At 66.6% G+C, this 22,756-nt stretch carries 23 protein-coding genes; 9 read left to right on the top strand and 14 right to left on the bottom strand.

Annotated elements, in window-relative coordinates; genetic code table 11:
- Window positions 1–35 precede the first annotated feature (35 nt).
- From lptD to ACSBPQ_RS02450, 6 genes are read left to right on the top strand one after another with little or no spacing between them, the layout of a single operon-like run.
- Window positions 36–2,477: an LPS-assembly protein LptD gene (lptD, locus tag ACSBPQ_RS02475; protein WP_442683511.1), complete on the top strand. Its 2,442-nt coding sequence runs from the start codon at window positions 36–38 to the stop codon at window positions 2,475–2,477.
- Entirely contained in the window at window positions 2,474–3,811 is a 1,338-nt protein-coding gene (locus tag ACSBPQ_RS02470; protein WP_442683510.1) for a peptidylprolyl isomerase, read from the top strand. The genes lptD and ACSBPQ_RS02470 overlap by 4 nt, the downstream gene beginning before the upstream one ends.
- Before the next feature lie 3 nt (window positions 3,812–3,814).
- Complete coding sequence (gene pdxA / locus ACSBPQ_RS02465) at window positions 3,815–4,795, top strand: 4-hydroxythreonine-4-phosphate dehydrogenase PdxA (RefSeq protein ID WP_442683509.1); 981 nt, start codon at window positions 3,815–3,817, stop codon at window positions 4,793–4,795.
- Window positions 4,792–5,604, top strand: a complete 813-nt coding sequence (gene rsmA, locus ACSBPQ_RS02460) for a 16S rRNA (adenine(1518)-N(6)/adenine(1519)-N(6))-dimethyltransferase RsmA (RefSeq protein ID WP_442683508.1) — start codon at window positions 4,792–4,794, stop codon at window positions 5,602–5,604. The genes pdxA and rsmA overlap by 4 nt, the downstream gene beginning before the upstream one ends.
- A gap of 50 nt (window positions 5,605–5,654) precedes the next feature.
- A complete protein-coding gene (gene apaG / locus ACSBPQ_RS02455; RefSeq protein ID WP_442683507.1) occupies window positions 5,655–6,038 on the top strand; it encodes a Co2+/Mg2+ efflux protein ApaG in 384 nt (127 codons plus the stop codon).
- Window positions 6,038–7,066, top strand: coding sequence for a symmetrical bis(5'-nucleosyl)-tetraphosphatase (locus tag ACSBPQ_RS02450; RefSeq protein WP_442683506.1), 1,029 nt, complete (start codon window positions 6,038–6,040; stop codon window positions 7,064–7,066). The genes apaG and ACSBPQ_RS02450 overlap by 1 nt, the downstream gene beginning before the upstream one ends.
- A gap of 62 nt (window positions 7,067–7,128) precedes the next feature.
- On the opposite strand, the gene ACSBPQ_RS02445 is transcribed toward ACSBPQ_RS02450, so the two are convergent.
- The 10 genes from ACSBPQ_RS02445 to ACSBPQ_RS02400 form a co-directional block, all read right to left on the bottom strand.
- Window positions 7,129–7,620: a dihydrofolate reductase gene (locus ACSBPQ_RS02445; RefSeq protein WP_442683505.1), complete on the bottom strand. Its 492-nt coding sequence runs from the start codon at window positions 7,618–7,620 to the stop codon at window positions 7,129–7,131.
- Window positions 7,620–8,414 (bottom strand): thymidylate synthase, encoded by a 795-nt coding sequence (locus tag ACSBPQ_RS02440; protein WP_442683504.1) that lies wholly within the window; start codon window positions 8,412–8,414, stop codon window positions 7,620–7,622. Before ACSBPQ_RS02440 ends, ACSBPQ_RS02445 begins: the two co-directional genes overlap by 1 nt.
- A complete protein-coding gene (gene lgt / locus ACSBPQ_RS02435; protein WP_442683503.1) occupies window positions 8,411–9,319 on the bottom strand; it encodes a prolipoprotein diacylglyceryl transferase in 909 nt (302 codons plus the stop codon). The genes ACSBPQ_RS02440 and lgt overlap by 4 nt, the downstream gene beginning before the upstream one ends.
- 37 nt (window positions 9,320–9,356) lie before the next feature.
- Window positions 9,357–9,860 carry a TPM domain-containing protein gene (locus tag ACSBPQ_RS02430; RefSeq protein WP_442683502.1) on the bottom strand — a complete coding sequence of 168 codons (504 nt, stop codon included), beginning with the start codon at window positions 9,858–9,860 and terminating at the stop codon, window positions 9,357–9,359.
- Window positions 9,860–10,750 carry a TPM domain-containing protein gene (locus tag ACSBPQ_RS02425; RefSeq protein WP_442683501.1) on the bottom strand — a complete coding sequence of 297 codons (891 nt, stop codon included), beginning with the start codon at window positions 10,748–10,750 and terminating at the stop codon, window positions 9,860–9,862. The genes ACSBPQ_RS02430 and ACSBPQ_RS02425 overlap by 1 nt, the downstream gene beginning before the upstream one ends.
- Before the next feature lie 10 nt (window positions 10,751–10,760).
- On the bottom strand, window positions 10,761–11,393 hold the full coding sequence (locus ACSBPQ_RS02420) for a LemA family protein (RefSeq protein ID WP_442683500.1): 633 nt from the start codon (window positions 11,391–11,393) through the stop codon (window positions 10,761–10,763).
- 138 nt (window positions 11,394–11,531) lie between these two features.
- Entirely contained in the window at window positions 11,532–12,281 is a 750-nt protein-coding gene (locus ACSBPQ_RS02415; protein ID WP_442683499.1) for a TerC family protein, read from the bottom strand.
- 55 nt (window positions 12,282–12,336) lie between these two features.
- Complete coding sequence (locus ACSBPQ_RS02410) at window positions 12,337–12,717, bottom strand: diacylglycerol kinase (protein ID WP_442683498.1); 381 nt, start codon at window positions 12,715–12,717, stop codon at window positions 12,337–12,339.
- A 145-nt stretch (window positions 12,718–12,862) separates the two neighbouring features.
- Entirely contained in the window at window positions 12,863–14,140 is a 1,278-nt protein-coding gene (locus ACSBPQ_RS02405; protein ID WP_442684488.1) for a sensor histidine kinase, read from the bottom strand.
- Between the two features lie 142 nt (window positions 14,141–14,282).
- Window positions 14,283–14,996: a response regulator transcription factor gene (locus ACSBPQ_RS02400; RefSeq protein WP_442683497.1), complete on the bottom strand. Its 714-nt coding sequence runs from the start codon at window positions 14,994–14,996 to the stop codon at window positions 14,283–14,285.
- 161 nt (window positions 14,997–15,157) lie between these two features.
- On the opposite strand from ACSBPQ_RS02400, the gene ACSBPQ_RS02395 reads away from it, so the two are divergent.
- Entirely contained in the window at window positions 15,158–15,511 is a 354-nt protein-coding gene (locus ACSBPQ_RS02395) for a DMT family protein (RefSeq protein WP_442683496.1), read from the top strand.
- Between the two features lie 52 nt (window positions 15,512–15,563).
- On the opposite strand, the gene ACSBPQ_RS02390 is transcribed toward ACSBPQ_RS02395, so the two are convergent.
- From ACSBPQ_RS02390 to ACSBPQ_RS02375, 4 genes are all read right to left on the bottom strand, one after another.
- The gene (locus ACSBPQ_RS02390; protein ID WP_442683495.1) at window positions 15,564–16,496 is read right to left on the bottom strand and encodes a DUF6607 family protein; all 933 of its coding nucleotides are present in this window, start codon (window positions 16,494–16,496) and stop codon (window positions 15,564–15,566) included.
- Window positions 16,497–16,610: 114 nt separating this feature from the next.
- Window positions 16,611–18,794: a TonB-dependent hemoglobin/transferrin/lactoferrin family receptor gene (locus ACSBPQ_RS02385; protein WP_442683494.1), complete on the bottom strand. Its 2,184-nt coding sequence runs from the start codon at window positions 18,792–18,794 to the stop codon at window positions 16,611–16,613.
- Between the two features lie 130 nt (window positions 18,795–18,924).
- A complete protein-coding gene (hemP, locus tag ACSBPQ_RS02380) occupies window positions 18,925–19,119 on the bottom strand; it encodes a hemin uptake protein HemP (RefSeq protein WP_442683493.1) in 195 nt (64 codons plus the stop codon).
- A gap of 146 nt (window positions 19,120–19,265) precedes the next feature.
- A complete protein-coding gene (locus ACSBPQ_RS02375; RefSeq protein ID WP_442683492.1) occupies window positions 19,266–20,237 on the bottom strand; it encodes a potassium channel beta subunit family protein in 972 nt (323 codons plus the stop codon).
- Between the two features lie 196 nt (window positions 20,238–20,433).
- On the opposite strand from ACSBPQ_RS02375, the gene ACSBPQ_RS02370 reads away from it, so the two are divergent.
- Window positions 20,434–21,732 carry a NupC/NupG family nucleoside CNT transporter gene (locus ACSBPQ_RS02370; RefSeq protein ID WP_442683491.1) on the top strand — a complete coding sequence of 433 codons (1,299 nt, stop codon included), beginning with the start codon at window positions 20,434–20,436 and terminating at the stop codon, window positions 21,730–21,732.
- A 57-nt stretch (window positions 21,733–21,789) separates the two neighbouring features.
- Window positions 21,790–22,740: a ribokinase gene (locus ACSBPQ_RS02365; RefSeq protein ID WP_442683490.1), complete on the top strand. Its 951-nt coding sequence runs from the start codon at window positions 21,790–21,792 to the stop codon at window positions 22,738–22,740.
- The last annotated feature ends 16 nt before the right edge of the window (window positions 22,741–22,756 follow it).

The following is a 22,756-nucleotide window of genomic DNA, read 5'->3' as shown; positions in this document are numbered from 1 at the left end:
CAAGCTAGCGGCCGTTTTCCCTGAAACCCAACCGCGTGCGCCGAGCCCTCCGTCTGCTCCCCCTGCCTCTGAGCATCGCCATCTGCCTGCCGGCCATGGCCGATGACAAGCCGGTGAACTGGGGCCTGTGCCCGGCCACCGAAGTGTTGCCGGCCTTCAGTGAGGCCCCACAAGCCGACAAGGCCGCCGCCGCAGCCCGCGACCAGCTGCCCACCGATATCGAAGGTAACGAGCTCAGCGGCACCAGCACGGTTCCGCAGTACCAGGGCAACGTGATCCTCAAGCGCGGTGACCAGTTCATGGGCACCGACAACCTGCGCATCGACACCGAAACCGGCAATTACATCGCCGAGGGCAATGTCCGCTACTCCGACTCCTCGATCCGCATGGTGGCCGAGCGCGCCGAGGGCAACCAGGAAAGCGACAGCCACAAGATCAGCAACATCCAGTACCAGCTGGTGTCACGCCGCGGCAACGGCGGCGCCGAATCGATCGACCTGCAGGGTTCGATCGGGCAGATGCACCAGTCCACCTACACCACCTGCGATCCCTCGCAGCCGGTGTGGAAGCTGGTCGCGCCGCAGATCGAAGTGGACAACGAGGAAGGCTTCGGCACCGCCCGCAACGCGGTGCTGCATATCGGCAAGGTGCCGGTGCTGTATGCCCCCTGGTTCAAGTTCCCGATCGATGACCGCCGCCAGACCGGCCTGCTGTATCCCAAGCTGAGCCTGTCCGGGCGCAACGGCTTCGATTACGCGCAGCCGATCTACTTCAACCTGGCGCCGAACTACGACGACACCTTGACCCCGCGCTGGATGAGCAAGCGCGGGCTGCTGCTGGACAACGAGTTCCGTTACCTCTATCCCGGTGGCAAAGGTCAACTGGATACGACCTACATGGCCAATGACTCGTTGCGCGACCGCGATCGCGGCAAGGTCGAATTCCGGGGTTATCACAACCTCGACCGCCACTGGCAGGCACGCGCCAATCTGGCCTGGGTCAGCGACGAGCGCTATGTCGAGGATTTCGCCAACCGCCTCTACGGCATCACCTCCTCCAACCTCAGCAGCACCGCGGGCCTGTATGGCACCGGCCGCAGCTGGACCGCCGGCCTCATGGCCGACCACTGGCAGCTGACCGACTACACGCTGACCGAACGCGCCCTGCCCTACAGCCGCCAGCCGCGGCTGTTCGGCACCTGGGAGGAAAGCTTCGGCAACTGGCTGGAAGCCGGCATCTACGCCGAAGCGGTGCGTTTCACCCATGACGACGTGCACGGCAAGCGTATCGATGCCGATGGCGAGTACGTGCGCAACGGCGTGGTTACCGAAATGCCCGGCGGCTCGCGCCTGGATATCAAACCGTACGTGTCGATGCCGCTGGCCGGTGCCGCCTGGTACATCACCCCGACCCTGGCCTGGCGTTACACCGCCTATGACCTCGAGCGTGGACTGGCCGACGATATCCGCCGCAAGCAGCTGGTCGCTGCCGGCATCAACCCCAACACCGCCACACCCGAGCAGCTGCGCGGGAACGTCTCGCCGACCCGCCACATGCCGATCACCAGCATCGACATGGGCCTGTTCTTCGACCGCGAGACCACGCTGGACGGCAAGTCCTACCTGCACACGCTGGAGCCGCGGCTGTTCTATCTGAACACCCCGTATCGCGACCAGAGCGAGTTGCCGCTGTTCGACACCCGTGCCTTCACCTTCAGCTGGGGGCAGCTGTTCCGCGACTCGCGCTACACCGGTGCCGACCGCCAGAACGACGCCAACCAGCTGACCGCGGCCCTGACCACGCGCCTGATCCGCCAGGCCGACGGCCGCGAGAAGCTGTCGGCCAGCATCGGCCAGATCACCTATTTCGACGACGCCCGGGTCACGCTCAACCCCAGCGATCCGGTCGTGCACGAGGGCAAGTCGGCCTGGGTGGCCGATATGAACTGGGCCGTCACCGACCGCTGGACGCTGGGCACCAGCTACCAGTGGAACCCCAAGTTCCGCAAGGAAGACCTGGCCAGCCTGCGCGCCCGCTATCTGTTCCCCGAAGATGGCGTGATCAACCTCAATTACCGCTATCGCCGCAACCCCAGCAATGGCGCCGACCAGCTCAAGCAGGTCGACTTCTCCTTCCTGTATCCGATCAACCCGCGCTGGAGCGTGGTGGGCCGCTACTACTATTCATTGCTGGAAGCCGACCGCAAACCGCTGGAAATCATCGGCGGCGTGCAGTGGGACAGCTGCTGCCTGGCCGTGCGCGCACTGGCGCGCCGCTACGTGAAGAACCGCGAAGGCGATATGAACAACTCCTTCCAGGTCGAGTTCGTGCTCAAGGGCCTGAGCTCGGTCGGCCAGGACACGGACCGCACCTTGCGCCGTGCTATTCTCGGCTACAACCGAGACGACCTGTACCTCGTTCCGCCCGCAAATATCGAGGCGAACGATGACGACTACGATCCGAACCTGATTCCATGACCAGAACCCTCCCTGCTCTACTCGCCACCGTGCTGGCGTTCTCCGGCGTGTCCGCCCCCGTGCTTGCGCAGCAGGCGCAGCCGTTGGACCGCATCGCCGCCATCGTCGATGAAGACGTGATCCTGCAGAGCGAGCTGCAACGTGCGGTCAGCAACATCAAGAACCAGTACGCCGGACGTGAAGCCCAGCTGCCGCCGGACGCGGTTCTGGAGCGGCAGGTGCTGGAGCGCCTGGTGCTGGTCAAACTGCAGGTCGCGCGCGCCGAAGGCAGTGGCGTGCGCGTCGGCGACGAGGAGCTGAACCACGCCATCAACAGCATCGCCCAGCAGAATGGCACCAACCTGGACGGCCTGCGCCAGCGTCTGGCCCAGGATGGCATCGGCTTTGCCGATTTCCGCAACTCGGTGCGCGAGGAGATCACCACCCAGCGCCTGCGCCAGAGTTTCGCGCAGAGCCGCATCAGTGTCAGCGAGGGCGAGGTCGATGCGGCGCTGGCCCAGCAGAGCGCCAACGACGTGCAGTACCACCTTGCGCACATCCTGGTCGCGCTACCGGACGGCGCCAGCGCCGAGCAGATCAACACCGGGCAGAGCAAGATCGACGGCATCAAGGCGCTGCTGGACAAGGGCGAGCTGGATTTCGCCGCCGCAGCGGTGCGCTATTCCGACAGCCCCAACGCACTGGAAGGCGGCGACCTGGGTTGGCGCAGCGTGGATGAAATCCCCAACGCATTCACCAGCCAGTTGCAGACATTGAAGGCCGGCGACGTGCTTGGCCCGATCCGCGGCCCGAGCGGCTTCCAGTTGCTGAAGCTTGTCGAAGTGCGCAACAGCAGCCAGGGCGCCGCGCAGACCGTGACCGAGCTCCATGCCCGCCACATCCTGGTGCGCGTGACCGACCAGCTTGACGAAGCCGCGGCCAAGGCCAGGATCGAAACCCTGCGCGCGCGCATCGCCGGCGGCGCCGATTTCCAGGACGTCGCCAAGGAATCCTCCGATGATGCCAACAGCCGCGGACAGGGCGGCGACCTGGGCTGGTTCCCGGCCGACGCGTTCGGTCCGGATTTCGGCCGGCAGGTTGAAAGCGTCAGCGACGGTGGCGTGACCGCACCGTTCCGTACCGATGCCGGCTGGCATATCGTCCAGCGCGTGGCCACGCGCCAGACCGATGTGGGCGATGACAACCGCCGCGCACAGATCCGCGAGACCATCGGCCGCCGCAAGCTGGAAGACGAGTACAACCGCTTCCTGCAGGAACTGCGTGGCGATGCCTATGTCAGCTTCCGCAGTGGCGACCGTGCCGAGAACACGGCCGATTCCCCGCAGCAGCCCTGACCGATGATCCCCCAGCTCGCTCTGGTCCCGGGCGAGCCCGCCGGGATCGGCCCGGAACTCTGCATCCGCCTTGCCCAACAGCCGCGCAGCGATTGCCGGCTGTTGGCGTTTGCGGACCCGGACACACTGCAGGCCGCCGCCGCCGCGCTCGACCTGCCGCTGCAGCTGCTGCCGGAGAGCGCGATTGCCCGCGCGCCCGGCGACCTGCGCCTGCGTGAAGTCCGCAATGCGGTTCCGTCGCATTTCAGCCAGGCCGATCCGCGCAATGCGCGCGCGGTGATCGACGCCCTGCTCGGTGCCGGCCACGCCTGTCTGGAGGGCACGCTCGACGGCGTGGTCACCGGCCCGGTGCACAAGGCGGTCATCAATGAGGGCGGCATCGCCTACAGCGGCACCACCGAACTGCTGGCCGGACAGGCGGGGGTCGAGGTGGTGATGATGCTGGCCAACGACATCATCCGGGTCGCGCTGGCCACCACCCACCTGCCATTGCGCGCTGTTGCCGATGCGATCCGCGCCGACAGCCTGCGCACCGTCATCACCACCACCCACGACGCGCTGCGCCGCGACTTCGGCCTGGCCACGCCGCGCATCGCCGTGCTCGGGCTGAATCCGCACGCAGGCGAGGACGGGCACCTCGGCCACGAGGAACTGGAGGTGATCATCCCGCTGCTGCAACAGCTGCGCGGCGAAGGCATGGAGCTGATCGGCCCGCTGCCGGCCGATACCGCCTTCCTGCCTGCCAAGCTGCGCGGTTTCGACGCGGTGCTGGCGATGTACCACGATCAGGGCCTGCCGGTACTCAAGTACAGCGGCTTCGAGCAGGCCACCAACATCACCCTGGGCCTGCCCTACCCGCGCGTGGCGGTGGACCACGGCACCGCCCTGGACCTGGCTGGCAAGGGCATCGCCGATCCTTCCAGCCTGTTCGCCGCCACCGCACTGTGCGCGCAGCTGGCCGCTCACCGTAAACTTCCCCGATGAATTCCTCGCATTCCCCGCGTACCGGCGCCGGTTTCACCGCGCCCGCCAAGAAACAGCTGGGCCAGCACTTCCTCGCCGACGCGCATTACGTCGAGAAGATCGTGCTGGCGGTCAACCCGAAAGACGGCGACCGCCTGGTCGAGATCGGCCCGGGCCAGGGTGCCATCACCTTCCCGCTGCTGCGCCGCCACCCGAAGCTGACGGTGATCGAGTTCGACCGCGACCTGATCGCGCCGCTCACCGCCGCAGCCGCACCGCTGGGCGAGCTGACCATCGTCCATCGCGACGTGCTGCAGGTGGATTTCACCGAACTGGCCGGCGCTGCGCAGATCCGCCTGGTCGGCAACCTGCCCTACAACATCTCCTCGCCGATCCTGTTCCATGCGCTGGAACACGCCGCGGCGATTTCGGACATGACCTTCATGCTGCAGAAGGAAGTGGTCGACCGCATGGCCGCCGCCCCCGGCAGCAAGGTCTACGGCCGCCTGAGCGTGATGCTGCAGGCTTTCTGTGAAGTCACCTCGCTGTTCGTGGTGCCGCCGGGCGCGTTCCGGCCGCCGCCGAAGGTGGATTCGGCCGTGGTGCGGCTGGTGCCGCGCGACCCGGCCACGGTCGCTATCGACGATCCGCAGCGTTTTGCCGAAGTGGTCAAGGCCGCCTTCGGCCAGCGCCGCAAGACCTTGCGCAACGCACTCAACGGCGTCATCAACGAGGCCCAGTTCGAAGCGGCCGGCGTGCGCAGCGATATGCGTGCCGAGCAGCTGGAAGTGGACGACTTCATCCGTCTGGCCAACGCACCACACGCCTGAGTGCGGTTACCGCACCATCCGATCACCTGCTTTTGCTTACACTCCCCCCCATGGAAGATTCCCGCCACTACGCGATCGAGATCGAAGTGACGCCCCGCTTCGTCGACGACCAGTCGGCACCTGAAGACGGGCGCTTCGCCTTCGCCTACACGATCCGCATCCACAACCGTGGCACCGTCCCCGCGCGCCTGATCAGCCGCCACTGGCGCATCACCGATGGCGAAGGGCGGGTCGAGCACATCAATGGCGAGGGTGTGGTCGGCGAACAGCCACGGCTGCGCCCGGGCGAGGAATTCCGCTACACCTCCGGGGTCATGCTCGGCACCGAGCGCGGCACCATGCAGGGCCACTACGACATGCTGGCCGACGATGGCACCGAGTTCGCCGCGCCGATCGCGCCGTTCGTGCTGTCCATTCCCAGGACGCTGCACTGATGGCGATCTGGGCGATTGGCGACCTGCAAGGCTGTTACGACGTCACCCGGCGGCTGCTGGAAAAGATCAACTTCGACCCGGCCGCGGACAGGCTCTGGTTCTGTGGCGACCTGGTCAACCGTGGCGGGCAGTCGCTGGAGACACTGCGGCTGGTGCATTCGCTGCGTGAGCACAGCGCGGTGGTGCTGGGCAACCACGACCTGTCGCTGCTGGCCATCGGCGCACGCAGCGAGGAAGAACAGCGCAAGGTCAATCCGGACCTGCAGCGCGTGGTACTGGCCGAGGACCGCGACGTGCTGCTGGACTGGCTGCGCCTGCAGAAGCTGGTGCACGTGGACCGCGAGCTGGGCTGGATGATGTTCCATGCCGGGCTGGCACCGAAGTGGACCGTGGCGCTGGCCGAGAAGCATGCGCGTGAAGTCGAGCAGCAGCTGCACGGCAACGGTTACCGCAAGCTGTTCCGCAACATGTATGGCGACAAGCCGGCGTGGTCGCCGGGCCTGAGCGGCTATGACCGCTCGCGCGCGATCATCAACATCTTCACCCGCATGCGCTACTGCACGCCCAGCGGGCGCATCGGCATGGAAGACAAGGGCACGCCCGGCACCCAGGCACAAGGCATGTACCCGTGGTTCGAAGTACCGGGCCGGGTCGAGCGTGAGCTGAAAATGGTCTGCGGCCACTGGTCGGCGCTGGGCCTGACCATCACCCAGGGCGTGCACGCCATCGACACCGGCGCGGTCTGGGGCGGCAAGCTCACCGCGCTGCAGCTGGACAGCGAGGAACTGCGCGTGGTGCAGGTTCCCGGCCGCGATATGCCGGCAGTGGTGTCCGGCGTGCAGCCGCCGCGCAAACCACAACCGGAGCGCCGCGCCGCGCCGCGCCCCGACGGCAATGGCAATGGCAACGAGCGTGGAGAACAGCGCCGACGCCCGCGCCGGCATCGGCCTCGGGGTGGCGGCACTAGCGGCAATAACGGCACCAGCCAACCTGGCGGCAATCCGCACAAGCCCGCTCCCGGCGAATGAAATCCGGACCATCGGCAGATCGCCGATGGTCTCGTAGCGGCTCCCCTGCGCCCCGGGCGTCTTCAGCGCCGCACGTAGTGCGCGAAGCGGAAGGCGAAAGCATGCCGCTCGTCGGCGGCGTGCGGCTGGCTGTCCACCTCCTGCCACTGCGCAGGATCCACTTCCGGAAAATGCGTGTCGGCCACCACCTCGGTGTCCACCCAGGTCAGGTACAGGTCACTGGCCTGATCCAGCAACAGGCGGTAGATCTCGCCACCGCCGATCACGCACAGCTCGCCGGCACCCTCGGCTGCGGCAATCACCTTGGCCTCATCCAGCGACGCCACCGCCTGCATCCCGGCGAACGGCACCTGGCCGCTGCGGGTCAACACCAGGTTGGTGCGGCCCGGCAGCGCGCGGCCGAGTGACTGCGCGGTCTTGCGCCCCATCAGGATCGGCTTGCCGAGGGTGAGCGCCTTGAAGTGCCTGAAATCATCCGGCAGGTGCCACGGCATGCCATTGTCCTGACCGATACCCCGGTTGCGGTCCAGCGCGGCGATCATCGACAGCTTCATCACACCGCCACCGGCGCCTTGATCGCCGGGTGCGGATCGTAGCCATCGATGCGGATGTCATCGAACGTGAAACCGAACAGGTCGGTCACTTCCGGGTTCAGCCACAACGTCGGCAGCGCGCGCGGCTGCCGCGACAACTGCTCGCGCGCCTGTTCGTAGTGGTTGGAATACAGGTGCGCATCGCCCAGCGTGTGCACGAAATCGCCCACGCCCAGGCCGGTGGCCTGCGCCACCATGTGGGTGAGCAGCGCGTAGCTGGCGATGTTGAACGGCACGCCGAGGAAGATGTCGCCGCTGCGCTGGTACAGCTGGCAGCTGAGCTTGCCGTCGACCACGTAGAACTGGAACAGGTTGTGGCACGGCATCAGCGCCATCTGCGACAGCTCGCCCACGTTCCAGGCGCTGACCACCAGCCGCCGCGAATCCGGGTTGCGCTTGATCTCATCGACCAGCCACTGCATCTGGTCGATCTCGCGACCATCGGCAGTCGCCCAGCTGCGCCACTGCTTGCCGTAGACCGGACCGAGGTCGCCGTTCTCGTCGGCCCATTCGTCCCAGATCCGCACCTGGTTGTCCTTGAGGTAGGCGATATTGGTGTCGCCCTTCAGGAACCACAGCAGCTCGTGGATGATCGAGCGCAGGTGCAGCTTCTTGGTGGTGACCAGCGGGAAGCCTTCGTTCAGATCGAAGCGCATCTGCCAGCCGAACACGCTGCGCGTGCCGGTGCCGGTACGGTCGGATTTCTCGCTGCCGTGTTCGAGCACGTGCCGCAGCAGTCCCAGGTATTGCTTCATGCCTTTTCTCCCCTTGCCGGAAGCAGCGGTTGCAGCACCGGCGCACGCCGCGACAGCACCAGCAGTGCCAGCCCCAGCACGATCAGCGGCAGGCTCAGGATCTGCCCGCGGGTCAGCCAGTCGAACGCCACATACACGCCGTTGTCGGGCATGCGCACGAACTCGACCAGGAAGCGGAAACTGCCGTACAACAACGCGAACAGGCCGGACACCGCATAGCGGGCACGCGGCTTCATCGAGAACGCCCACAGCACCACGAACATCACCAGCCCTTCCAGCAGCGCTTCATACAGCTGCGAGGGATGGCGCGCGTACTGGTTGAGCAGGCCGGCGGTGTAGTCCTGCTGGATCTGCGCAGCCGACATCAGCTGCTGCATGCTCGGCAGACCCGCGGGAATGTCCTTCAGCGGTGCCTGCGGGAAGATCACGCCCCAGCCGGCATGGGTGAATTTGCCGAACAGCTCGCCCCCGATGAAATTGCCCAGTCGGCCGAACCCCAGGCCCAGCGGCACCAGCGGCGCGACGAAATCGATGGTGTCGAAGAAGTGCAGCCTGTGCTTGCGCGTCCACCACCAGCCGGCGATCAGCACGCCCAGCAGTCCGCCGTGGAAACTCATGCCGCCTTCCCACACCCGCAGCAGGATCATCGGGTTGGCCAGCCAGTCGGCGCTGGCATAGAACAGCATGTAGCCGATGCGCCCGCCCAGCACCACGCCGAGCATGCTGTAGAACAGCAGGTCGGAAAAACCGTTCATGTCCACACCTGGCAGCCGCCCGGCGCGGATGCGCACACGGCCCAGCCACCAGGCGGCGGCGAAACCGAGCAGGTACATGATGCCGTACCAGTGCACCTTGATCGGCCCCAGCGAGAAGGCGACGGGGTCTATGTCGTGGAGATGGATCATGTGGGCACGCAGTGGCGAACGAGTCCCTATTCTCGCGTCAACCGCCCGCCCCGTCGATCAGCTGCGGGCGGTCCGGCAATTCATTGCCGCGCGGCCGCTCCGGGTCGGCCGGGAAGTGCCGCGCCAGCAACTGCGAAACCTCGGCGATGGCGGCCAGTACTGCCGCCTCGTACTCGCCCTCACCCAGCTTTGTACGCAGATGCGTGCAGATCCGCTGCCACTGCTGCGCTTCGACACGCCCATGCAGACCGCGATCGGCGACGATCTCGATCGCGTGGTCGGCCAGCAATAAATAGACCAGCACGCCGTTGTTGGCCTCGGTATCCCAGGTCCGCAGCAGCGCGAAGGCGTGCCCGGCACGCTGTCGCGGCGTGACACCTTTCCACAAGGACGACAACGCCAGGTCCGATTCGACCGCGAACATCACCTGCCCGCCATGCGTGCGCTCGCCGTCGGCAATGGCGTGGGCGATGCGCTCCAGGCTGGCTTCCGGGAACACCGAATGGGCCGAGGGTGCAAAAATATGCCGCAACCAGCGCATCACCAGCTCCCCGAGGCGCCACCGCCTCCCGAACGACCACCGCCGCCACTCCAGCCGCCGCCACCGAAGCCGCCGCCCCCGCCAAATCCACCGCCCCCGAAGCCGCCACCGCCCCAGCCGCCACCGCGGGCGAAGCCACCGCGCGACGGATTGCCGAAGGACAGGAAGAACGCCACCAGCGCGGCGATCCCGCCACCCACCATCGACACCAGCAGCAGCCCTGCCACACCGGCGACGATACCCGCGACCAGCCCGCGCACCGGGCGCGAACGCCGGGACAACAGCATCCGGATGATCGCCGAGGCGAACAGGCCGATCAGGAGGGCCATGAAGAACACCCCATCACCGCCATCACCACCGTTGCGGTTGCTGGCCACCGGCGCCGGCAACGCCTCGCCGTCGATCAGCCCGACCAGCACCCCGGTGGCGGCGCTGATACCGCCGGCATAGTCGTTCTGGCGGAAATGCGGCACCAGGTACTCCTGGATCACCCGGTTGGCGATCGCATCGGGAATCGCCCCTTCCAGCCCGTAACCCGGTTCGATCCGCACCCGCCGGTCATCCCTGGCCACCACCAGCAGCACACCATCGTCCACGCCCTTGCGGCCGATCGCCCACTGGTCGAACACCCGCGTGGCGTACTGGGCGATGTCCTCCGGCTGCGTGGTCGGCACGATCAGCACCTGCAGCTGGCTGCCCTTGCGCTGCCGCAGGGCCAGCGCCTGCTGCTCCAGCGCATGCTTCTGCGCGGCATCCAGGGTGCCGGTGGTATCGACCACCGGCGAATCCAGCGGCGGAATCGGCGCCAGTTGCTGGGCCGCCAGCGGACCTGCCCAGCCAAGGCCCAGCAGGCAGAGCAACAGGCCCCACCGGCGCAGCACCTCGTTCATCGCGGGCGGCTCACTGCGCCGGGGCGGGCTGCGGCGGCGTCGGCTGCGGCGCGGCCGGCGGCGTACCAAAGTCGACGGTCGGCGGCTGCGCGATCTGCGCTTCGTTGTCGACGGTGAAGTTGGGTTTGGCCTTGTAGCCGAACAGCTTGGCGGTGATCACCTGCGGGAACGAGCGGATGAAGGTGTTGTAGTCCTGCACCAGCTGGATATAGCGCCCGCGGGCCACGGTGATGCGGTTCTCGGTGCCCTCCAGCTGCGCCTGCAGGTCGCGGAAATTCTGGTCGGACTTGAGCGTCGGGTAGTTCTCGCTGACCACCAGCAGCCGCGACAGCGCGCTGCCCAGCTCGCCCTGCGCCTGCTGGAACTGCTTGAGCGAATCGGCATCGTCGGCATTGACCTGGATCTGCCCGACTTTGGCGCGGGCGTTGGTCACCTCGGTCAGCACCTGCCGCTCCTGCTGGGCATAGCCCTGCACGGTGTTGACCAGGTTGGGGATCAGGTCGGCGCGGCGCTTGTACTGGTTGACCACCTCCGACCAGCCGGCGTTGACCGCCTCGTCCTTCTGCTGGATGGCGTTGTAGCCACACCCGGAAATCGAGATCGCCGCGACGGCAAGCAACATCAGGCGGAAAAGCTGGCGCATGGTCGGATCCTTTGACGGCAGGAGCGCCGAGCATGCCACGGCCGGTGTTCAACCGGTGCATACGCCAGGGGCCGGCATGTGCCGGCCCCTGGGGAGACTGCCGCGACCGGCGCGCTGCCGGCCAAGCGGTCGATGGCTTTACCAGTTGTCCGAACCCGGCACCTGGTGGGCCTTGGCACCGCGCCGCATCAGCAGGTTCAGCCACTCCACCATCACCGAGAAGCCCATCGCCGCGTAGATGTAGGGCTTGGGCACGTGCACGTCCAGACCGTCGAGCACCAGCACCGCGCCAACCAGCAGGATGAACGCCAGCGCCAGCAGCTTCACCGTCGGGTTGGCATCGATGAAACGGCCCAGCGGATTGGCCGCCAGCAACATCACCGCCACCGCCAGCAACACCGCGCAGACCATCACCGGCACGTGATCGGCAATGCCGACGGCGGTGATCACCGAATCCAGCGAGAACACGATGTCGATGACTGCGATCTGCGCGATCACCATGCCGAAGGTGGCCGTGGCCTTGGTGGTGGTCGGGTCGGCATCCTCACCGCCACTGACCAGCTCGCGGATTTCCACGGTGCCTTTGTAGAGCAGGAACAGGCCGCCGATGATCAGCACCAGGTCGCGCATGGAGATCGCCATGCCGGCCACGCTGAACAGGTTCTTCTCCATGTGCGCCAGGTAGGCGAGCGAGATCAGCAACAGGATGCGGGTGACGCAGGCCACCGCGATGCCGACACGCCGTGCCAGCGGACGCCTGTGCTCGGGCAGGCGCCCGACCGCGATGGAGATGAAGACCAGATTGTCGATACCCAGCACGATTTCCAGTGCGCTGAGCATGAACAGGGTTACCCAGACGTTCGGGTCGGCGAGAAACGCGAGAGACATGCGGAAAATCCTTCAGTGGAGCAGACTGCCAGCGCCGCCCGGCGCCGGCTTGAAATCAGAACAGGCGGGGCAGCAGCAACAGCCCCCAGCACAGCAGCACATTGAGCATCAGCACGAACACGGCCGCCGATCCCATGTCCTTGGCGCGGCCAGCCAGCACGTGGTACTCCGGGCCATAGCGCTCGATCACCGCCTCGATCGCCGAATTGGCCAGCTCCATGGCCATCACCAGCAACATCGAGCCGATCAGCAGGATCTGCTCGACCGGCCCCTGCCCCAGCCACAGCGCCACGGGCGCCAGCACCAGGAACAGGCAGACCTCCAGACGGAACGAGGATTCATGCAGCCAGGCCGCGCACAGGCCCTGCCAGGACCACTTGGCGGCTTTCAGGATGCGGCCCGGGCCGCGTGGCATATGCCCGGTTTCATCCGCCATGGCAGACAGTGTCCAGTGCGGCAACGCCGCGGATCAATCGCATGGAAGGAAATGGCACCACTGTGGAACACCGGGAAGGCGGGAACGACCGCAGATTCTGCCACAAGCGCCTGGCCACTTCGCCACCACCATGGGCCGGCCCCGGTCAGCGGAAGTGGACCGTGGCGGTGGTGCCCTGCCCGGCGGTGCTTTCCAGCTCGATCCGCCAGCCGAAGCGTTCGCACAGGCGGCGCACGATCGGCAGTCCCAGTCCGGAGCCCTGCTGACGCCCGGGCTCGGCACGGAAGAACGGCTCGAACACCTTGGCCAGCGCCTCCGGTGACATGCCGATGCCGGTATCGCTGACCACCACCTTGCCGTTGCCCACCTCGACCCGGATGCGGCCACGGTCGGTATAGGTGCAGGCATTGCGCAGCAGGTTGCTGATCACCACATGGGTGACCCGTGGCGGAGCCAGCAGCGGGATATCGTCGATCACCTTGATCTCCAGGCTGACCGGACGCTCATCCAGCACCTCGCGGGCACTGGCGACCTCATAGCGGACGATATCGGCCACCTCGAACCATTCCGCCTGCGGCTCGACATCCACCTCCCGCGCCAGGATCAGGAACGCCTCGACCACCGCCTCCATGTCACGCCCGGCGCGCTGGATGCGGCCCAGGCTGCGTTGCAGGCGTGGATCGAGGTCCGGCGTCCCCAGTGCCATGTCACTGGCCATGCGGATGACGGTCAACGGCGTGCGCAGCTCATGGCTGGCATCACGGGTGAAGTTGCGCTCACGGGTGACGTACTGGCCGATCCGTTTGGCAAGCAGGTGCAGCGCCGCCGCCAACTGCCGTGCTTCCCCCTGTATTTCCGCGGGCAAACGCTCCGGTGCAAGCTCATCGGCGTCGGGATAGCGCGGATCCCATTGCGACACCCGTTGCAGCAGCCAGCTCAACGGCGTGACGCTGCGCTGCGAGGCCCGCCAGGCCAGCCAGGAGATCGCATAGATGCCCAGCAGGGTCAGCAACAGCGGGACGACGCCCCGCCAGAACGTGGCATCCCCCCGCGGTGCCGGCGCGGCAACCAGATACAGCCGCCCCGCCGCACGCTCATCCACCAGCACCCGCTGGCCGGTGCTTTCCAGTTCATGGAAACCGTTGGAGAGCGCACGCAATTCACCCGGCAACGACAGGTCCGGCTGTCCGGGCTGCAGCAGATAGCCGCGGATGCCGTACGTATCAGGCGGCGGTTGCGCGGGCGATGCCTCGTGCAGCTTCCAGTAATGCGCGGCCTCCTGCTGCAGCTGCTCGTGGATCGCAGCGCCATGGTCCTGCCAGGCCAGCAGCGAAAGCGCATAGCCGCCCACCAGCACCAGACTGGCCAGCAGCGCCTGCACGATGAAGATGGTCCTGATCCGCTGTGGCAGGCCGGGCCGCATCATGCACGCCACCGGCGCGCGGCGTGGCCGGGAGCGATACCCGCCGCCGGATGCCTGCACATGCACGCCACAGCCGCCACGCGCACGGCGCGGCGGCTGTCGCTTCCACGGATGATGTGCCCCCCTGTCACACCTTCATCCATCAACCCATCGGCTGCGCGATATCCGCGATGCGGTAGCCGGCACTTTGCACGGTATGCAGCAATGGATTGTCGAATGGCTTGTCGATGATCTTGCGCAGGTTGTACAGATGGCTGCGCAGCGTGTCCGAATCCGGCAGGCCATTGCCCCAGATCTCGCGTTCGATCTCGTGCCGGGTGACCACCCGCGGAGATTCCCGCATCAGGATGGTCAGCAGGCGCAGGCCAATGGGGGACAGCTGCAGCTCGCTGCCGGCGCGGGTCGCGCGCATGCTGACCGGGTCCAGCACCAGGTCGGCCACCTTCAGCACCTCGGCACCGACCTGGCGGCGCTCGCGGCGGATCAGCGCGCGCAGGCGCGCTTCAAGTTCCTGGATCGCGAAGGGCTTGGTCAGGTAGTCATCGGCACCGAAGCCCAGTCCGGTGAGCTTGTCGTCAAGCGTGTCGCGCGCGGTCAGCATCAGCACCGGCGTGGATTTGCGCGCCTCGTTGCGCAGCTTGCGGCAGACCTCGATGCCATCCATCCGCGGCAGCATCAGGTCCAGCACGATCACGTCGTAGGTATTCTCCGCCGCCAGCCGGTAACCATCCACACCGTCAGCGGCGTAATCCACCTCGAATCCCTTGCTTTCAAGGTATTCACCGATCATTTCGGAGATATTGCGGTTGTCTTCGACGACCAGCACCAAGCCGGACGATTCCTTTGCCTGTCGCATGGAGACTCCTCATTCTTCAGCTTTGTGAAACATGCCCCAGCCGCAGTAGAAACGATGTGAAGATCCGGCCCGGTCGTCACCCGCTCCACACGACCGTTTCCCGGTTGCCCAAGGGCCCGGCAACCGCTCTATGCTGCCTGCCCGCCCCTGTGAACCCGGTCATGCCCGCCCCGTCCTTCACCGCCTATCTGTATCCGGTGCTGCTGCTGATCGCCAGCAACATCTTCATGACCTTCGCCTGGTACGGCCACCTGAAGTTCAAGTCGGCGCCGCTGACCACGGTCATCCTCATCAGCTGGGGCATCGCCTTCTTCGAATACTGCCTGCAGGTGCCCGGCAACCGGCTGGGCAGCGCGGTGTACTCGGCACCGCAGCTCAAGGGCATGCAGGAAGTGATCACGCTGCTGGTGTTCGCGGTGTTCTCGGCCACCTGGCTCGGCCAGCCGCTGAAATGGAACCACTGGGCCGCGTTCGCGCTGATCGTGGTCGCGGCGCTGCTGATGTTCAAGGAATAGCGCCGCCGCGCCGCCTGATATGGGAAGGCCCCGCGCTGCGGGGCCTTCGGGGTTACCTGATCGCCGCCGGTTCGACGAACCGGGCGAACACCGTGTCGATCTTCGCCTCGTCCAGCGCCGCCCCGCCTTTCACCGCCTCGGCCTGCTCGAACAGCGGGATGATCATCGCCATGCCATCGAGCCTGGTTTTCAGATGCACGCCCGGTGCCCGGCCCAGGAACGTGTCCCAGCGCTGGCGCACCTGCGCCCAGAACGGCGCGGTGCCCTTCCAGTAGTCCAAGGCCGGGGTGAAGTCGACCTCGGTGGTCTTGAGGTAGTCGTTGAAACCGAACTCGCGGGCGATCTCGAGCTGACTGCCGTCGGCGTTGCGCTGCACCTTGGTATTGAACTGCTCGTGGGTCCAGCCGTTGGGGGTGAGCGTGTGCCGGTTGACCACCGCCAGCGCGTTGTAGTCGCTGCGGCGGGTGTATTCGCGGCGCGGCAACGGCCGCCAGCCCAGGTCGCTGGTCCAGGTCGGCACGTTGTTGGTGTAACTCCAGGTGCCGGTGCCGCAGTAGCGCGGCGCGTCGCTGACCTCGTACACGCACTGGGTCCAGGCGCCCTTGCTGACCGCCGCCGGAACCGGGCGCACCGCCCAGGTCTGCTCGGCGCTGAACTCGAAGCGGTGGGCCGCCTCATAGATCCAGTCCTGCCGCCAGTGCTTGGTGACGTGGCCGCTTTTACCGTCCACCAGCAGGTGCTGCAGGACGATGCGGTGCGGGCTGTCCTCCACCACGATCACCACCTCGTTGCCGCCACTGCGCATGGCCGCGGCACGTTCGTAGCCGGGCTGGAGCAGCACCGTCTCGTCGAAGGCGAAGTCCACCGTGTACTGGCCCTGCATGGCGAGGATGCTGGCGTGGTCGCGGGCGGGATCCACGGCCTGGGCACTGGCCGCACCACTGCCGGCCAACAGCAGCAACGCGCTGGCGGAACGCAATTTCATGGGTATTTCCTTTCTGGAGTATCGGTAAGGGAAAGTGGCCATCCGTGGCCGGGAGAGATCCGTTTCCGCCGCCGGCAGGGACTGCCGTACCGCGGCGGGATCAACGCACTGGAATCACCAGGAGACCGCCAGGCTGGCCGACACGGTGCGGCCGGGATGGGTGTAGCGGTCCAGCACCGGGCTGTTGCCGGCCAGGTTGGCGGTAATGCCCGACCAGTCGATGTACTTGCGGTCGCCCAGGTTGAACACGCCGGCAGTGACCTTCGCGCCGGGCGCGAATTCCCAGTGCGCCATCAGGTCCAGCACGCCATAGCCGCCGGGGCGGTAGGCCGTGGCACTGGCGATACGGTCCTTGCGCTTGGCGAAGCTGCCGGCCAGTTCCACGCCCCACGCCTGCCGGTCGTACATCAGCCCGACGCTGCCGCGCAGCGGATCGATCGAATCCAGCGGCACGTCCCCGGTGCGGTTGTCACCGCGCGACCACGCCACCGCGCTGCGCAGCGACCAGCCTTCCAGCGCCTCGGCCAGTTCGCCGAAATCCACTCCGGCCTTCATTTCCGCACCGTAGATCCGCGCATCGGCAATGTTCTGCGACTGGAACACCATCAGCCCCTGCGCGTTGGTGCCGACGTAGCGCTGCGATTCGATGAAGTCGCGGTAGTCGTTGTAGTAGCCGCTCACGCTCAGATAAGCCACCGGCGCGATGAAGCGCAGACCCAGCTCCACGCCGTCGCTGGTTTCCGGCTTCAGATCCGGATTGGGGATGGCGGTGTAGCCGAACATCACGTTGGTGAAACCCAGATTGACGTCGTTGTACGGCGGCGAGCGGAAACCGTGCGAGTAGCCGGCAAACAGCGACCACTGCTCGTCAAAACGCCACACCGCACCGAACTTCGGCGACACACTGGTCTTGCTCAGCGAGGCCACCGGCATGCCCGGGTTGTCCGCGGCGAAGATCGCATCCATCTCCGGGCTGAGCCGGTAGTGGTCCACGCGGATGCCCGGCACCAGCGACAGCCGGCCCTCGGCCAGCCGCATCTCATCCTGCGCATACAGGCCCAGCTCGGTGGTCCTGCTGACCGGGAAGTCACGCACCGGGAACACGTCCGGCAGGATCGTGCTGCTGACCGTGCCGTTGGCCAGCACCTGGAAGCCATCACGCTTCTGGCGGATCTCGGTCCATGCACCGTCAAACCCCCAGGTCAGCGCGTGTTCGACCGTGCCGCTGAGCAGCGCCTTGTTGAACTGCGCCTGCACCCCGTACACCCGCTGGTCGAAATTGAACTCGCGATGGCGGCGGCTGCCATTGGCGCGCTGCTCGTCGGTGAGCTGCGTGGTCTCGCTGTCCTGACGGTACAGCTGCCAACTCAGACTGTCGGCGAACGCGCTGTCGAGCGCATCCATCTCATGGGCGAAGGACACCCGCGCGCGGGTTTGCGTGTCGTGCGCGGTCATGCCGGTGGTCGTGGTGCGATCGATCGCCGAATACACCTCGGTATCGGTGCTGTCCTCATTGCCTTCCACCGTCAGCCGGAAGCGCTGGTGCTGGTCGGGGGCATAGACCAGTTTGGACAGCACGCTGCGCCCGTCGCGCTGCTGCGGATTGGCGGCGGTGCGGGTGTTGTCGCGGCTGCGCACCTCGCCCTGGTTGCCCGTTTCCTGGCCTTGGCGGTGGTTGATGTTGACCATGCCGCTCCAGCGCTCGCCACCGAATGCCGTGGTCGCACTGCCCAGCAGGCCCTGCCAGTCGCCGTCATAGCCGAATTTCAGGCCGACGTGGCTGTCTTTGCCTTCATCCAGATAGTCGGCCGGGTCCCTGGTGACGAACGCGACCACGCCACCCAACGCGTCGGAGCCGTACAGCGAGCTGGCCGGCCCGCGCACGATCTCCACCCGCTTGAGCGTTTCCAGATCGGTGAAATCGCGGTTGGCGTTGGCGAAGCTGCCGATGTCGAAACTCTTGGGCATGGCGATGCCGTCGGTCTGGATCAGCACGCGGTTGCTGTCCAGCCCGCGGATGCGGAAACCGCCCAGTCCAAAGCGGGTGGCGCTGCGGGTCACGGAGATGCCCGGCTCATAGCGGACCAGATCGGCGATGTCGTGCACCAGCTGGTTGTCCAGCTGCTCGCGGTCGATCACATCGACGGTGGCGGCGACATCGCTGACGGCGCGCTCGGTGCGGGTGGCGGTGACCTGGACGCGGTCGAAATCGTGCACATCGCCCGAAGCGGCGGTTTCGGCGTGCACAGGAGACAACACCGCCCACAGGGCGGCGCTCAGAACAGTTGGACGGATCATGGGTGCCTGGAATCAATCGAAGGAACGGGCCCGGGCAAGGCGGCCAATGGCTGCGGCCTCGGGGAGGAAGCGGGTCGATTCAGGCGGGCGTGGCGCCAAAGCGGGCGCCGGCTGGCAGAGGTGCTGCGGATTACTTGGTCAGGATCAGCTTGTCGTTGCTGGTATGGCGCAGGCGATAGAGCTTGTCGCCATGCCGGATCAGGATCTCGCGCTGGCCCTTGAGCAGGGCGCCACTGTCGAGGATGCCTTCAACCGGCAGCAGCTGGACCGGGCGTTGTGGCAGATGGAGCGTGCGGGAGCGGAGCAGGACAGGTTGGGCGGACATCAACGTGATTCCGTACGGGGACGGAGTTGATGATAATAATTCTCAATAACATTGCAAGCGGATTCGGCAGGACGACATCAGCCTGCCCCGGCACTTCCTTCAAGCCGCAGGCGCACGCATCCGGCGCGCCCCTGCCGCAGCCGGCCTCAGGCGAACGCCGCTTCGACCTGCTTCCAGGCCGCCTCGTCCACCCGTGCAAGCAGCTCCAGCGCGCGCAGGTTCTCCTGCAACTGGCTGACCCGGCTGGCGCCGAGGATCACGCTGGAGACGTTGGGATTGCGCAGGCACCAGGCGATGGCCAGCTGCGCCGGCGATTCACCCAGCTCGGCCGCCAGCGCGGTGAAGCGCCGCACCTTGCCCAGCCGGTCTTCGGCCGGATCACCCAGCACCGCGGCCTGCAACCATTCCAGCGACGAGGTCGCCAGACGGCTGTCGGCACTGATGCCGTCGTTGTACTTGCCGGTCAGCAGGCCCGAGGCCAGCGGTGACCAGATCGTCGTGCCCAGCCCGGCATCGGCATACAGCGGCGCGTACTCCTGCTCCACCCTCGTGCGGTGCAGCAGGTTGTACTGCGGCTGCTCCATGCTCGGCGCGTGCAGGTGGTTGGCGCGGGCGAAGGCGACCGCCTCGGTGATCTGCGCGCCGGACCACTCCGACGTGCCCCAGTACAGCACCTTGCCCTGGCGGATCAGCGTGTCCATCGCCTGCACGGTCTCGCCGACCGGCGTGTCCAGATCCGGACGATGGCAGTAGTACAGGTCCAGATAGTCCACCCGCAGACGCTTGAGCGCGGCATGGCAAGCGTCATGGACGTGCTTGCGCGAGAGCCCGCGCTGCAACGGGTTGGGCGCATCCACCGCACCGAAGAACACCTTGCTGGAGACACAGTAGCCGTCACGCGGCAGGCGCAGGTCGCCGATCACATCGCCCATCACCTCTTCGGCACGGCCCTGGGCATAGACCTCGGCGTTGTCGAAGAAATTGACCCCGTTGTCCCATGCCGCGGCGATCAGGTTGCGGGCCTCGCTGCGGCCGATCTGGTTGCCGAAGGTGACCCAGGCGCCGAAGGACAGCGCCGAAAGCTGCAGCCCGGAGGTGCCGAGACGACGGTATTGCATGGGAAGCTCCAAATTCCGGCGCGGGTTTGCGCGAGTGGACGCCAGTGTAGCCCGCCGCCGGTTGCGGAAAAGACCGTGGACATTGCCGATAACGGCGCAATGCCGGCAATTGCGGGCATATGCCCCGATTATTCTTGCCGGGCATAAGCCGCTGCTCTAGGCTTGCGTCTTTTGCGGGCACGCCCGGGGATTACTCATGGTCGAAGGTTTGGGCAGGGTCGGCTTCGGCCTGTTCGGGCTGGCGGTGCTTCTGGGCATCACCTGGCTGTTCTCCAACAACAAGAAGGCGGTGGACTGGAAGCTGGTCGCTACCGGCATCGTCCTGCAGATCGGCTTTGCCGCGCTGGTGCTGCTGGTGCCGGGCGGCCGTGACGTGTTCGACTGGCTCGGCAAAGGCTTCGTCAAGATCCTGAACTTCGTCAATGAAGGTTCCAACTTCATTTTCGGCAGCCTGATGGATGTGTCCACCTACGGCTTCATCTTCGCCTTCCAGGTGCTGCCCACCATCATCTTCTTCTCGGCGCTGATGGGCGTGATGTACCACCTGGGCGTGATGCAGGCGATCGTGCGGGTGATGGCCGCGGCCATCACCAAGGTGATGCGCGTGTCCGGCGCGGAAACCACCAGCGTCTGCGCCAGCGTGTTCATCGGCCAGACCGAGGCACCGCTGACGGTGCGCCCGTACATCGCCAGGATGACCCAGTCCGAACTGCTCACGATGATGATCGGCGGCATGGCGCATATCGCCGGCGGCGTGCTGGCCGCCTATGTCGGCATGCTCGGCGGTGGCGATCCGGCGGCCCAGGCGTTCTACGCCAAGCACCTGCTGGCCGCCTCGATCATGGCCGCGCCGGCCACGCTGGTGATCGCCAAGCTGCTGGTACCGGAAACCGGCATGCCGCTGACCCGCGGCACGGTGAAGATGGAAGTGGAAAAGACCGCCTCCAACATCATCGACGCCGCTGCTGCCGGTGCCGGCGACGGCCTGAAGCTGGCGCTGAACATCGGTGCGATGCTGCTCGCCTTCATCGCCCTGATCGCGATGGTCAACGCCCCGCTGACCTGGCTGGGCGAGGTCAGCGGCCTGGCCGAGGCGATCGGCAAGCCGACCAGCCTGGCCACCGTCTTCGGTTACGTGCTGGCGCCGATCGCGTGGGTGATCGGCACGCCGTGGGCCGATGCGACCACGGTCGGCTCGCTGATCGGACAGAAGGTCGTCATCAACGAGTTCGTCGCCTACATGGATCTGTCGGAGATCATCAAGGGCAACGTCGCCGGCGTCGCGCTGAGCGAGGAAGGCCGCCTGATCGCGACCTACGCGCTGTGCGGCTTCGCCAACTTCAGCTCGATCGCCATCCAGATCGGCGGCATCGGCGGGCTGGCACCGGAGCGCCGCCACGATCTGGCCAAGTTCGGCCTGCGCGCGGTGCTGGGCGGCACCATCGCCACCCTGATGACCGCTACGATTGCCGGTGTGCTGACCCATTTCGGCTGAGCCCCGCCGTATCGCCTATCCGGCCGCCCGTGCGGCCACCTTTGAGAAGTGGATTCCATGAGTTCTGTTGTCGTTGCCGGTTCCTTCAATGTCGACCACGTCTGGCGCTGCGATGCCCTGCCCGCGCCGGGCGCGACCATTGCCGGCCGCTACAGCACCGGCCCCGGCGGCAAGGGTTTCAACCAGGCCGTCGCCGCCTGCCGCTCCGGCGCGGCGACCACCTTCGTCTGCGCGCTGGGCGATGACGCCGGCGGCGCGCTGGCACGCCAGCTGGCGGCGGCCGACGGGCTGGCGCTGGTGCCGGAATCCAGTGACGAACCCACCGGCACCGCCGGCATCTATGTCGACAACCGTGGCCGCAATTCCATCGTCATCGGTGCCGGCGCCAACGCATCGCTGAGCCCGGCGTTCATCGAGGCCAACCGTGCCCTGCTCGGCAGCGCCAAGGTGGTGCTGGCACAGCTGGAATCGCCGGCCGAGTCGGTCGAGGCGGTGCTGGGCATCGCCCGCGAGGCCGGGGTGATGACCGTGCTCAACCCGGCACCGGCCAATGCACCGTCGAGCATCGGCCTGCTCAAGCTGGCCGATGTGATGACGCCGAACGAAACCGAATTCGCCGCCCTGCTCGGCCGCCATGTCGGCGAACGCGTGGAAGCGGACGATGTTGCCGCGCTGGACGGCGCGCGCCTGCACGCGCTGTGCCGGCTGCTGTCGGGCAACACGGTGGTGGTGACGCTGGGCGCGGTCGGCGTGTTCGTCTCGCACGATGAGGACACCCTGCGCGGTGACACCCAGCCGTATTACCGGGTTGCCGCCGAACCGGTGCAGGTGGTGGATACCACCGGCGCCGGTGACGCCTTCAATGGCGCCTTGGCCTCATCGCTGGCACAGGCGCCACAGGCGCCGTTCGCCACCCATGTGCGCTTTGCCAACCAGTACGCCGCCCGTTCCACCGAGAGCGAAGGCGCCGCGCTGGCGATGCCGCGGTTGACCCCGGCGCAGGCCTAACCGGCCTCGATGCTGC

It is taken from the genome of Stenotrophomonas sp. JC08 (assembly GCF_052180205.1).
GTDB lineage: Bacteria > Pseudomonadota > Gammaproteobacteria > Xanthomonadales > Xanthomonadaceae > Stenotrophomonas.
This window is presented reverse-complemented; position numbering and strand designations above follow the sequence as displayed.